Below are 11,716 nucleotides of genomic sequence, written 5' to 3'. Positions count from 1 at the left end.
GAATGCGCCGGCGGCCACCACCGCCGGCGCACACAGGCAGGAGACCATCATGTCCGGTTCGAACCGGTCTTTCGCGCGACGGCTCGCGGTACGTTTCGCCGTTGCGCTGGGGGCTTGCACATTCGGTGCAGCGACACACGCACAGTCGACGATCGATACGTCGACGCTCGCGGGTGTACCGCTCCATAAGACCGTGCGCTCGATGCGCGACATCCGCTACAGCCACATCGTCAGCCAGCAGTTCGACTACAGCTGCGGCGCCGCCGCGCTCGCGACGCTGCTGAAGTACGGCTACGGAATCGATATTCCGGAAACCGAACTGATCCGCCGGATGATGGCGTTCTCGACGCCGGAAGTGGTCGTGAAGAACGGTTTCTCGATGCTCGACATGAAGAAGTTCGTCGAGACGATCGGCCTGCGCGGCAGAGGGTTCCGGGTCAATCCGGACGCGCTGTATCACCTGCAGATTCCCGTGATGGTTCTGATGAACATCGACGGCTACGAACACTTCGTGATCGTCAAGCATGCCGAGAACGGCCGCATCTTTATCGCGGACCCCGCGCTCGGCAATCGCATCGTGCTGGAAGAGGATTTCTCGAAGACCTGGAACGGTCTCGTGTTCGCCGTCCTCGGAAAGCCCTTCAGGGAGGATTCTCCGCTGCTGCAAAACAACGAGTCGCTGGCCTTGAAGTTGCGCGCGAATGCGCTCGCAAACGGCTCCGCTGCGACTCCCTTTGTCGAGTACGGCTTGATCAAGGCAGAACTGTTCTGACTCCACCATGAAACGCCAGATCTCACAGCTCGGCTTCGCGTTATGCGCCACGACGTGCAGCCTGACGAGCGGTGCGTTCGCCGCGGAAACCATCGGCTCGCCACCGATGCCCGAAAACCCTTCGGTCCGCGACGTCGCGCCGCTTCCCATCCAGTGGCAAACCGTCGACGACGACGTCCTCGCGCATCAAACCGGCAAAGGCGTCGGCGGAGACATGATCTCCGGGTTCGTCCTGAACCTGCTGTCGCAATGGCATCTGCCCAACGGAGCGACCGCCATCGCCCAGGGCACGCTTGCCGTCGCGCAGAACGCCGTCAACCAGCTGGGCGCGACCGTCAACACGCTCGCGAAGGTCGTCGACGGCAACGGCAACAGCGGTGCCAATCCGAATGCGGTCGCGACCGGCGGCCAGGGCATCTCGGTGAACGGCGTGTCGCAGGTCACGCAGGTGGCCGGCAACAGCAATAGCGGCTTCAACGCCGCGCAGATCGACTTCAGCAATAACCCGCTCGCCGGGCTCGCAGGCGGCAACAACGCAGCCAGCGCCAACGCATCGAACGCAGCCGGCACCATCAAGGCAGCCATCTCGTTCGGTACCGGCGGCGTCACGCTCGCGTTGCAGACGCCCGCCGGCCTCGCGACGCAGAGCATCGTGCCGAGCAATGCGCAACAGGCCGGTGCCATCGCCCAGTTACTCCAGATCGCAGGCAATAACCAGCAGGTCGCCAACCAGCTGCAACTGCAGCTGCAAACGCAGCAGATGTCGTCCGCCATGCTGCGGCAGACCGGCGTACTCCAAGCCCTGCAGAACGCAGTCAACGCCAGGAGATAAGGCGGGCCGCCACCCGCGAGGAAGCACAGGCAGTTTGCAATGAACGAGGCCACGCAACGCCAGGGAAAGACAGGCGTGACGCGGCCGAGACCGGGGGAACAAAAATGAACAACGTATCAGGGACCAGGACACCGCGCATCAGGCTCGCGGCCATTCCGGCCGCCGCACTGCTGTTCGCGCTGTCGCAGGGGGCGGCCGCGCAGGCGCTCGCCAGTCAATCGGTGGAAGATCGGCTCAGCACGCTGATGCGCGTCGTCGACGAGCAGCAGCGGCAGATCCATTCGCTCGAACAGCAGGTCACGAATCTCGAGATGGCGCAACGCGGCCGAGGTGTGCCGGGCTCCGGCGCGCCCGCCGGCAGCGAAGCGGTCGCGCAACAGCCCGGCGCCGACGGTCTGCCGATGCCGTTGCCGCCGCTCGCGCAACTCGCGCAAGTCAATCCGGGCTCGCTCGCGCCCGGCGGTGCAACCGGCACCGCGACCGGCGTGCCGGTCAACCCGCCCGCGCCCGGTGGTCCGAGCGAAGCATCGCCTGGCACGAGCGGCCCCGCGAGCATGCCCGACGGCACCATCGGCCAGACGCAGAAAGCGGCCGAACCCGTGCGCACCCAGGCCGAGGAAGCGGTCGTGCAGCGCGAACACGCGCCGCTCTTCGACCACAAGCTGACGTTCGACTGGGGCATCAGCGATACCTACTACGATCGTCGTCAATTGCAGCTGTCCGGCTTCCTCGCACTCGACGCGATCTTCCTCGGCAACATCAACCTCGGCGAGACGAAGTCGCACCAGGTGATGGCCGATCTCGACACGCGCTACGGCATCACCGACCGGATCAGCATCGACGTCGACGTGCCGTACGTGTATCGCCACAGCAGCTTCATCATCGGTGGCGCGGGCGGTGCGGCGAACACGTTGTCCGATGCCTCGCTGAATTCGAGCGGAATCGGCGACGCCAACTTCGGGATCTACTACCAGTTCCTGAAAGAAACGAACAACATGCCGGACGTGGTCGGCAGCCTGCGCGTGAAAGCACCGACCGGCTCGTCACCGTTCGGCGTCAAGCTCGTGCAGCTGACACCCGACAACACGAACCTCGTCGCACCGTCGAAGCTGCCTACCGGCACTGGCTTCTGGAACGTCACGGCCGGTCTGTCCGTGCTGAAAACCTATGATCCGATCGTGCTGTTCGGCAGTCTCTCGTACACGTACAACATCGCGCGCTCGTTCGCGGACATCTCGTCGGTGGTCGGCCAGACACAGCCGGCTTCGGTGAAGCTCGGCAACATCATCCAGTTCGGCGGCGGCGTCGCGCTCGCGTTCTCGGACAAGGACTCGGCCAGCATCTCGTACACGATGGCGCTCGAGCCCGAGTCGAAGACGAAAGCACCCGGCGAAGGGTGGGCAGGCGTACCCGGCAGCGAAACCACCGCGTCGGTGCTGAACTTCGGGCTCAACCATGTGGTGAACAAGCATCTGACGATCAACGGTTCGGTGTCCGTCGGCCTCACGCCCGACGCGCCGAACTTCGTCGTCGGCGTGCGTTTCCCGTACACCTTTTGATGCATCACCGACATGAGGCCGATCGTGCGCGATTCATCCCATCTGACCAGTGTCACACCGTTCGCGAGCCCGGGCGGGCATCTCACGCTCGCGAGTTCGCAGGACTTCGCTGCCCCGTGTCCTGCTTCGAACGGGCAGCGAACGGAACCAGCAGATCAAGCGGAGCAGGACATGCCGCAGGCACATGACGGCGGCACGCAGACCGCCGACGCCGGCCGTGCGCTGCTGTACGTGACGCGCGCGGCGGACAGCGCGCTCGTTGCTCATCTGAAGAGCCGTGGCTGGGTCGTATCGATCGCGCGCTCGCCGCACGAGATCGCGCGGCAGTTGAAGCCCGACGCGCCGTGCGCCGGCATCGTCGATCTCGCGAGTTTGCCCACGCGCGAGCTGGCTGCGTTCGAAGCGAGCCTGCAGCAGGAGCAGGTCGGCTGGATCGCGCTCGCCACCGAAGAACAGCTCGCCGATCCGCAGGTACGGCGACTGATCCGCCAGTACTGTTTCGACTACGTGAAGACACCGGTCGCCGACGCGACGATCGACTACCTCGTCGGCCACGCGTTCGGAATGGTCGCGCTCGGCGATCTCGATTTCATCGCGGGCATCGCGTCGGCCGGCGACGACGAGATGGTCGGGACCTGCGACGCGATGCAGCAGCTGTTCCGCACGATCCGCAAAGTGGCGAACACCGACGTGAGCGTGTTCATCTCCGGCGAGTCGGGCACCGGCAAGGAACTCACCGCGCTCGCGATCCACGAACGCTCGCCGCGTCGCAAGGCGCCGTTCGTTGCGATCAACTGCGGCGCGATTCCGCATCACCTGCTGCAGTCCGAACTGTTCGGCTACGAACGCGGCGCATTCACCGGCGCGAATCAACGGAAGATCGGCCGCGTCGAAGCCGCCGCCGGCGGCACGCTGCTGCTCGACGAAATCGGTGATCTGCCGCTCGAAAGCCAGGCGAGCCTGCTGCGCTTTCTGCAGGAAGGCAAGATCGAACGGCTCGGCGGACGCGAGTCGATCTCCGTCGACGTGCGGATCATTTCGGCGACCCACATCGATCTCGAAGGCGCGATGCGCGAAGGCCGGTTTCGCACCGACCTGTTTCACCGGCTGTGCGTGCTGCGCATCGACGAGCCGCCGTTGCGCGCGCGCGGCAAGGACATCGAGATTCTCGCGCATCACATCCTGCATCGCTTCAAGACCGACAGCGCGCGCAAGATTCGCGGCTTCACGCCGTCGGCGATCGAGGCGATGCACAACTACAACTGGCCGGGCAACGTGCGTGAGCTGATCAACCGCGTGCGGCGCGCGATCGTGATGGCGGAGAACAAGCTGATTTCCGCCGACGATCTCGACCTCGCGCACTTCAGCGAGCAGCAGACGATGACGCTCGCGCAGGCGCGCGAAGCCGCCGAGAAACGCGCGATCGAAGTCGCGTTGCTGCGGCATCGGCATCGGTTGAACGAAGCGGCGACGGACCTCGGCATTTCGCGCGTGACGCTATACCGGTTGATGGGCACGCATGGTCTGCGCGAAGTCACCGAGCAGGACGACCGGCTGCCGTCCGACGTGCCTGACGTACCCGACGTGCGCCACGGTCCCGAGTGATGCGGCAAGGCGCGGGAGGGCCGTCAGGTACAATCACCCGATGACTACTCCCGCCCTTTCGATGACGACGCTCACGCTGATCGTCGCCCGCGCGCGTAACGGTGTGATCGGCCGCGACAACCAGTTGCCCTGGCGACTGCCCGAAGATCTCGCGTTCTTCAAGCGCACGACGATGGGCGCGCCGCTGATCATGGGCCGCAAGACGCACGAGTCGATCGGCCGGCCGCTGCCGGGCCGGCGCAATATCGTCGTTACGCGCGATGCGAAGCGCCGCTTTCAGGGCTGCGATGCTGCGACGAGCCTCGACGACGCGCTCGCGCTCGCCGCGACCGATCATGCGCCCGAGGCGTTTCTGATCGGCGGCGCACAGCTTTATGTCGAAGGATTGCAGCACGCGGACAAGCTGATCGTCACCGAGATTTCCGCCGACTTCGACGGCGATGCGACGTTCCCGGCGCCGGATCCGCAGGACTGGGAAGAAACGGCGCACGAGACGCATCGTGCGCACGCGCCGAATGAATTCGATTACGCGTTCGTGACGTATAAGCGCAAGGTTCGCTGACCTGCTTCGGGTCGTTCTATCTCGCGCGTCGCTGCGCCGCGCCAATAAAAAAGCCGCGAGACCTTTCGGGTCCCGCGGCTTTTTTTGATCCAGACCAGCGGCTTTACTGCCCCGCGATCGTCATCCGTTCGATCAGCACCGAGCCGATCTGCTTCGTACCGCGCACGAGCGTATCCGCGCCGATCGCGACGATGTGGTGGAACATCTCCTGCAGCGTGCTCGCCACCGTGATTTCCTCGACCGGGTACTGGATCTTGCCGTTCTCGACCCAGAAGCCCGACGCGCCGCGCGAGTAGTCGCCGGTCACGTAGTTGACGCCCTGCCCCATCAGTTCGGTCAGCAGCAGGCCCGTGCCAAGCTTCTTCAGCATCGCTTCGAAGTCGTCTTCGGGGCGCGTGTTCGAGCTGCGCATCGACAGGTTGTGCGAGCCGCCCGCGTTGCCGGTGGTCTGCATACCGAGCTTGCGCGCCGAATACGTCGACAGGAAATAGCCTTCGACGACGCCGTCCTTCACAACCGAACGCTGCTTCGTGCGCACGCCTTCTTCGTCGAACGGTGCGCTGCCCATCGCGCGCGCGACATGCGGGTCTTCGACGATCTGGATGTGCGGTGCGAACACCGGCTTGCCGAGGCTGTCGACCAGGAACGTCGTCTTGCGATACAGCGCGCCGCCGCTCGTCGCCTGCACGAACGCGCCGAGCAGGCCGGCCGCGAGCGGCGCTTCGAACAGCACCGGCACCTTGCGCGTGTCGAGCCCGCGTGCACCGATACGCGCGAGCGCGCGCTGCGCGGCATAGCGGCCGATGGCTTCCGGTTCGGCGAGTTCGGACGCGCTGCGTTTCGACGTGTACCAGTCGTCGCGCTGCATGTTGCGGCCGCTGCCGGCGATCGGCGCGCACGCCACATAGTGACGCGAATACGGATAGCCCGACAGGAAGCCGCGTGAGGTTGCGAGCACGAACTGCGAGTGCTGCGCCGATACGCTCGCGCCTTCCGAGTTGCGGATTTGCGGGTCCGTCGCGAATGCCGCGTCTTCAGCGCGGCGGGCGATCTCGACCGCTTCGTCGGCGGAGAGATTCCACGGGTGATACAGGTCGAGGTCGCGCGGATCGGTTTCGAGCAGTTCCGCTTCGGCGAGGCCGGCGCAGTCGTCCTCGGCGGTGAAGCGCGCGATGTTGTACGCCGCGGCCACCGTGTCCTTCAACGCTTCCGTCGAGAAATCCGACGTGCTCGCGTTGCCGCGCTTGTTGCCGATGAACACCGTCACGCCGACCATCTTGTCGCGGTTGTGCTCGATCGTTTCGACCTCGCCTCGCCGCACCGAGACGGACAGGCCGTCGCCTTCGGAAATTTCCGTCGCGGCATCGCTCGCGCCGAGCGACTTCGCGTGGCGGAGGATGTCCGAGGCGATTTCCTTGAGTTGGTCCTGCGTGTGCGGGAAGAAACGCTGTCTGACGTCCGTGTCTGCTGCCATTGTCTTTGCCGTCCTGGATTGCCGTTCGGTCGGGGGCCGGTATTGGTGGTACTGGCCGGCCCGTCGGGAAGTCGGTTCGCCGGCGCGGTTTTCGGCGTCGAAGAGTTCGACGGACCGGGGCCGCGCTGCGCATCCCGCGATCATAGCAAGGTCCGCGCATGCGCACCTGCGATTCATTCGGCCGGGAATCTGCTGCTTGCGACAGGCGACGGCACCGGTGCGCGCGTGCAACTGAGGAGAACTCCCGCTGCGCCACCGGCCGACGGGACGCGGCACGCTACAATATCGGCATGACACGCAAAACCCGCACTCAACCGATGGAAACAGCCGTCGAAGTCGACGAAAACGGCTACGACCGTCCCAGTAAATCCCAGCTGAAGCGCGACATGCACGCGCTGCAGGAACTGGGCGTCACGCTCGTCGAGCTGCCGAAAGACGCGCTCAAGCGCATGCCGATGCCCGAGAAGCTCGACGAAGCGGTTCGCGAAGCGCGCCGCATCACCGATCACGAAGGCAAGCGCCGGCAGATCCAGTACGTCGGCCGCGTGATGCGCACGCTCACCGACGAAGAAACCGCCGCACTGCGCACCGCGCTCGATTCGTACAACGGCATCAACCGGGCCGAGACCGCGCGCCTGCACTGGATCGAGCGGACCCGCGAAAAGCTGCTCGCCGACGACGCGGCGCTGACCGAATTCATCCGCACCCATCCGGCCGCCGATCCGCAGGAAGGTCGTACGCTGATCCGCAATGCGCGCAAGGAAGCGCTGCAGAGCCGTGCGCCGCGCTATTTCCGCGAGCTGTTCCAGTGGATCAAGACCGCGAGCGGCACCGGCGAGGACGACGATGCCGACACGCCCGACCAGGAAGACGACGATGACGACGAGCGCGCCTGACGCCACCGCGACGCTGACCATCGGCCTCGTGTCGATCAGCGACCGGGCGAGCAGCGGCGTCTACGAAGACAAGGGCATTCCCGCGCTGCAGGAGTGGCTCGGCGCCGCGCTCACATCGCCGTGGCGCGCCGAAACGCGCCTGATCGCCGACGACGCGCCGACCATTTCCGCGACGCTGATCGACCTGGTCGATACGGTCGGCTGCGATCTCGTGCTGACCACCGGCGGCACGGGTCCGTCGCGTCGCGACGTGACGCCGGAAGCGACGCTTGCAGTGGCGACGAAAGAGATGCCGGGGTTCGGCGAGCAGATGCGGCAGATCAGCCTGCATTTCGTTCCGACCGCGATCCTGTCGCGGCAGGTCGCGGTGATCCGTGAAACGCCGGGACGCGCAGCGCTGATCGTCAACCTGCCGGGTCAACCGAAGTCGATCCGCGAAACGCTCGAAGGGTTGCGCGACGATACGGGCGCCGTGAAGGTGCCGGGCATCTTCGCGGCGGTGCCGTATTGCATCGATCTGATCGGCGGGCCGTATATCGAAACGAACGCCGCCGTAGTCGCGGCGTTCCGGCCGAAAAGCGCGCAGCGGCCGCCGCGCTGACTGCGGGCTTTATGCCGCAGACGGCGGCTCTGCGATCGGCACGCTCGCGGCCGGCACGAGGAAATGCTCGCGGTAGTAGCGCAGTTCGTCGATCGATTCGTGGATGTCCGCGAGCGCCGTGTGCATCGCGCGCTTCTGGAAGCCCTTATACGTGGCCGGCTGCCAGCGGCGGCACAGTTCCTTCAGCGTGCTGACGTCGAGGTTGCGGTAGTGAAAGAAGCGTTCGAGATCCGGCATCCAGCGCGCCATGAAGCGGCGATCCTGGCAGATCGAATTGCCGCACATCGGCGACTTGCCCGGCGGCACGTAGTTACCGAGAAACGTGCGGATCTGTTCGGTGGCTTCGGCTTCGGTCACCGTCGATGCACGCACCCGGTCGATCAGACCCGAGCGGCCGTGCGTGTTCTGGTTCCACTGGTCCATCTTCGCGAGCGTTTCGTCGCTTTGATGGATGGCCAGCACCGGCCCTTCGACGAGCCGGTCCAGATTCGAATTCGTGACCACGACGGCGATCTCGATGATGCGGTCGGTGTCGGGTTCGAGCCCCGTCATTTCCATGTCGAGCCAGACGAGATTCATGTCGCTGCGCACGAGCGTGGGAGCGCCGGCTGGATCGACGGGATGCGCGAGGGTGTCAGTCATGTGAGGCAACCTTGGTTGGCCGGGGCGCAGCGTACTCCGTATTCGCAATCGACCCGTAGGCCCGTACGCTCCCGCCCGGCTGACGGGAAGAAACATATAATTCTCGCATAGTTACCACGGATCCCCCGGATGCCTACCCTGTACTTCACCATCCTGTTTGCCGTCGCCGTGCTGGCGATGGTCGGCACCCGACTCTGGCTCGCGTCACGGCAGATCCGCTTCGTCGCGGCGCATCGCGGCCAGGTGCCCGCGCAGTTCGCAACCACCATCGCGCTCACCGCGCACCAGCGCGCCGCCGACTACACGGTCCAGCGCACGCGCCTCGCGATGTTCGAGATCGTCGCGAGCGCGGCCGTGCTGATCGCACTGACGCTGCTCGGCGGCATCGAGGCGCTCGATCTGTCGCTCGGCGGCTGGCTTGGTCGCGGCTACGTCGGCCAGATCGTGCTGGTCGCGGTGGTCCTCGCGGTCACCAGCATCGTCGATCTGCCGTTCGACTACTACCGGCAGTTCGTCATCGAAGAGCGGTTCGGCTTCAACCGGATGAGCAAGGGCATCTTCTTCGCCGATCGCATCAAGGGCGTGCTGCTCGGTGCCGCGTTCGGTCTGCCGCTGCTGTTTGTCGTGCTGTGGCTGATGAATCAGGCGGGCAGCCTGTGGTGGCTGTGGACGTGGATTGTGTGGGTCGTGTTCCAGATGCTGGTGCTGATCCTCTACCCGAGCTTCATCGCGCCGCTCTTCAACAAGTTCGAACCGCTGAAAGACGAAGCGCTGCGTTCGCGCATCGAAGCGCTGATGAAGCGCTGCGGCTTCGCGGCCAAGGGCCTGTTCGTGATGGACGGCAGCCGCCGCTCCGCACATGGCAACGCGTATTTCACCGGCTTCGGTGCGGCCAAGCGGATCGTCTTCTTCGATACGCTGCTGGCCCGGCTGTCGGGTAGCGAGATCGAGGCTGTACTCGCGCACGAACTCGGTCACTTCAAGCGCCGTCACGTGATCAAGCGGATGGTCGTGATGTTCGCGATCAGCCTCGTGATGCTAGCGCTGCTCGGCTGGCTGTCGCAGCACACGTGGTTCTACGAAGGACTCGGCGTGCGGCCGTCGCTGACCTCTGCAGACAATGGGCTCGCGCTCGTGCTGTTCTTCCTCGCGGTGCCGGTGTTCCTGTTCTTCGTGACGCCGCTCGGCAGTCTCAGCTCGCGCAAGCACGAGTTCGAGGCGGACGCGTTCGCGGCCACGCAGACGGACGCGCAGGATCTCGTCAACGCGCTCGTCAAGCTGTATGAGGACAACGCATCGACACTCACACCCGACCCGCTCTACACGGCGTTTTACTACTCGCATCCGCCGGCGTCGCAGCGCATCGACCGTCTGCTGCGGCACGCATGACGGGCCGCGCATCGAAGGCGGGGCGCGGGGCTTCTGCGTCGGGTAACAGCCGGGCTGTCGGCGAGCGGATGCATGGCCTCGTGGTCGCCGCGCATGGTCGTCACTATCTCGTGGTTCCCGAAGACGGCGGCGCCGCGTTGCAATGCTTCCCGCGCGGCAAGCGCAGCGAGGTCGCTGTCGGCGATCGCGTCGCGTATGAATCGACATCGGCGGACCAGGGCGTGATCGTCGAGATCGGCGAGCGGCGCAACCTGCTCTATCGATCGGATCAGTACAAGTCGAAGCTCTTCGCGGCCAATCTGGATCAGCTGCTGATCGTGCTCGCCACCGAGCCGCATTTCAGCGAAGACCTGCTCGGCCGCGCACTCGTCGCCGCCGAGGCGAATGAACTCAAGCCGCTGATCGTCCTCAACAAGATCGACGTCGAGGCGCAGCTGGACGGTGCGCGTGCGCGTCTCGAGCGATATCGCGCGCTGGGTTATCCGGTGCTCGAAGTGTCGATCAAGGCACAGCCCGATGCGGCGCACGCGATCCTCGCCGAGCATCTGCACGATCACTCGACGCTGCTGCTCGGGCAATCGGGGATGGGCAAATCGACGCTCGTGAACCTGCTGATCCCGGACGCGGAAGTCGCCACGCGCGAAATCTCGACCGCGCTCAACAGCGGCCGCCATACGACGACCTTCACGCGGCTTTATCCGTTGCAGGGCGGCGGTGCGCTGATCGATTCGCCGGGGTTCCAGGAGTTCGGGCTGCATCATCTGACCGAAGGACGGCTCGAGCGAGCGTTCCCGGAGTTCAGGCCGCTGCTGCCGCACTGCCGCTTCTACAATTGCCATCATCTGCAGGAACCGGGCTGCGCGATTCTCGAAGCGGTCGCCGACGGCCGGATCGCGCGCGAACGGCATGCGCTGTACACGCAGCTTGTGCATGAGGCGAGTCAGATCGTCCGCTGATGCGGCTCCTCCTTTTATTCTGCGACCCATGCTGAAGCTGACGCGCGCACCGAATCTGCTGATCGGCCAGCACTGGATCAACCTGCTGGCGACCGCGGGCATCGCGTGCGAGTTGCACAACCGCTATCTGAACGGCGCGCTCGGTGAAATTCCGGCGGATCAGTGCGCGCCGGAACTGTGGCTCATGGACGATCGCGACGAAGCGCTTGCGCGAAGATTGATCGACGCGGCGTCGCGCGGGCCTGCCGATGGTGCGCCCAGCTGGCGTTGTGAAGGATGCGGCGAGACGCTGGAGGCGCAATTCACCGTGTGCTGGCAGTGCGGGACCGCGCGCAATCCGCTGCGGGACTGAATTCGTTTGCACATTCGTTTGCAGAAAAGAGAGAGGCCGGACAAGCCGGCCTCTCTCTTTTTTTCGTAGCGCGTTG

At 65.1% G+C, this 11,716-nt stretch carries 12 protein-coding genes; 10 read left to right on the top strand and 2 right to left on the bottom strand.

The window, feature by feature from the left end:
- The first annotated feature begins 49 nt into the window (after positions 1 to 49).
- From E1748_RS14540 to E1748_RS14520, 5 genes are all read left to right on the top strand, one after another.
- Positions 50 to 772: a C39 family peptidase gene (locus tag E1748_RS14540; RefSeq protein ID WP_133647919.1), complete on the top strand. Its 723-nt coding sequence runs from the start codon at positions 50 to 52 to the stop codon at positions 770 to 772.
- Between the two features lie 7 nt (positions 773 to 779).
- Entirely contained in the window at positions 780 to 1,604 is an 825-nt protein-coding gene (locus E1748_RS14535; RefSeq protein ID WP_133647918.1) for a peptidase C39, read from the top strand.
- A 104-nt stretch (positions 1,605 to 1,708) separates the two neighbouring features.
- Complete coding sequence (locus E1748_RS14530) at positions 1,709 to 3,163, top strand: hypothetical protein (protein WP_133647917.1); 1,455 nt, start codon at positions 1,709 to 1,711, stop codon at positions 3,161 to 3,163.
- A 171-nt stretch (positions 3,164 to 3,334) separates the two neighbouring features.
- Positions 3,335 to 4,768, top strand: coding sequence for a sigma-54 dependent transcriptional regulator (locus E1748_RS14525; RefSeq protein ID WP_420819324.1), 1,434 nt, complete (start codon positions 3,335 to 3,337; stop codon positions 4,766 to 4,768).
- Between the two features lie 61 nt (positions 4,769 to 4,829).
- On the top strand, positions 4,830 to 5,330 hold the full coding sequence (locus E1748_RS14520; RefSeq protein ID WP_133649366.1) for a dihydrofolate reductase: 501 nt from the start codon (positions 4,830 to 4,832) through the stop codon (positions 5,328 to 5,330).
- A gap of 103 nt (positions 5,331 to 5,433) precedes the next feature.
- On the opposite strand, the gene pmbA is transcribed toward E1748_RS14520, so the two are convergent.
- Positions 5,434 to 6,804 (bottom strand): metalloprotease PmbA, encoded by a 1,371-nt coding sequence (gene pmbA, locus E1748_RS14515; RefSeq protein ID WP_133647915.1) that lies wholly within the window; start codon positions 6,802 to 6,804, stop codon positions 5,434 to 5,436.
- Between the two features lie 290 nt (positions 6,805 to 7,094).
- Here pmbA and yjgA point away from each other — a divergent pair, with 290 nt between their 5' ends.
- Together yjgA and mog are read left to right on the top strand one after the other, a co-directional pair.
- Positions 7,095 to 7,700: a ribosome biogenesis factor YjgA gene (gene yjgA / locus E1748_RS14510; RefSeq protein WP_133647914.1), complete on the top strand. Its 606-nt coding sequence runs from the start codon at positions 7,095 to 7,097 to the stop codon at positions 7,698 to 7,700.
- Positions 7,681 to 8,301 carry a molybdopterin adenylyltransferase gene (mog, locus tag E1748_RS14505; RefSeq protein WP_133647913.1) on the top strand — a complete coding sequence of 207 codons (621 nt, stop codon included), beginning with the start codon at positions 7,681 to 7,683 and terminating at the stop codon, positions 8,299 to 8,301. The genes yjgA and mog overlap by 20 nt, the downstream gene beginning before the upstream one ends.
- Before the next feature lie 9 nt (positions 8,302 to 8,310).
- Here the strand turns inward: mog and orn are convergent, their stop codons facing one another.
- Positions 8,311 to 8,943, bottom strand: coding sequence for an oligoribonuclease (gene orn / locus E1748_RS14500; protein ID WP_133647912.1), 633 nt, complete (start codon positions 8,941 to 8,943; stop codon positions 8,311 to 8,313).
- A gap of 129 nt (positions 8,944 to 9,072) precedes the next feature.
- On the opposite strand from orn, the gene E1748_RS14495 reads away from it, so the two are divergent.
- From E1748_RS14495 to E1748_RS14485, 3 genes are read left to right on the top strand one after another with little or no spacing between them, the layout of a single operon-like run.
- Positions 9,073 to 10,332 carry a M48 family metallopeptidase gene (locus E1748_RS14495; protein ID WP_133647911.1) on the top strand — a complete coding sequence of 420 codons (1,260 nt, stop codon included), beginning with the start codon at positions 9,073 to 9,075 and terminating at the stop codon, positions 10,330 to 10,332.
- Positions 10,329 to 11,288, top strand: coding sequence for a ribosome small subunit-dependent GTPase A (gene rsgA, locus E1748_RS14490; RefSeq protein WP_133647910.1), 960 nt, complete (start codon positions 10,329 to 10,331; stop codon positions 11,286 to 11,288). Before E1748_RS14495 ends, rsgA begins: the two co-directional genes overlap by 4 nt.
- A gap of 31 nt (positions 11,289 to 11,319) precedes the next feature.
- Positions 11,320 to 11,640: a putative signal transducing protein gene (locus tag E1748_RS14485; RefSeq protein ID WP_133649365.1), complete on the top strand. Its 321-nt coding sequence runs from the start codon at positions 11,320 to 11,322 to the stop codon at positions 11,638 to 11,640.
- The last annotated feature ends 76 nt before the right edge of the window (positions 11,641 to 11,716 follow it).

This window comes from Paraburkholderia flava, assembly GCF_004359985.1.
Taxonomy (GTDB): Bacteria; Pseudomonadota; Gammaproteobacteria; order Burkholderiales; family Burkholderiaceae; genus Paraburkholderia; species Paraburkholderia flava.
This window is presented reverse-complemented; position numbering and strand designations above follow the sequence as displayed.

Coding starts and splice junctions, on each gene's coding strand:
- E1748_RS14540 (WP_133647919.1), top strand. CDS start 50: ATGTCCGGTTCGAACCGGTCTTTCGCGCGACGGCTCGCGGTACGTTTC.
- pmbA (WP_133647915.1), bottom strand. CDS start 6,804: ATGGCAGCAGACACGGACGTCAGACAGCGTTTCTTCCCGCACACGCAG.
- mog (WP_133647913.1), top strand. CDS start 7,681: ATGACGACGAGCGCGCCTGACGCCACCGCGACGCTGACCATCGGCCTC.
- E1748_RS14520 (WP_133649366.1), top strand. CDS start 4,830: ATGACGACGCTCACGCTGATCGTCGCCCGCGCGCGTAACGGTGTGATC.
- E1748_RS14495 (WP_133647911.1), top strand. CDS start 9,073: ATGCCTACCCTGTACTTCACCATCCTGTTTGCCGTCGCCGTGCTGGCG.
- E1748_RS14525 (WP_420819324.1), top strand. CDS start 3,335: ATGCCGCAGGCACATGACGGCGGCACGCAGACCGCCGACGCCGGCCGT.
- rsgA (WP_133647910.1), top strand. CDS start 10,329: ATGACGGGCCGCGCATCGAAGGCGGGGCGCGGGGCTTCTGCGTCGGGT.
- yjgA (WP_133647914.1), top strand. CDS start 7,095: ATGACACGCAAAACCCGCACTCAACCGATGGAAACAGCCGTCGAAGTC.
- E1748_RS14530 (WP_133647917.1), top strand. CDS start 1,709: ATGAACAACGTATCAGGGACCAGGACACCGCGCATCAGGCTCGCGGCC.
- orn (WP_133647912.1), bottom strand. CDS start 8,943: ATGACTGACACCCTCGCGCATCCCGTCGATCCAGCCGGCGCTCCCACG.
- E1748_RS14535 (WP_133647918.1), top strand. CDS start 780: ATGAAACGCCAGATCTCACAGCTCGGCTTCGCGTTATGCGCCACGACG.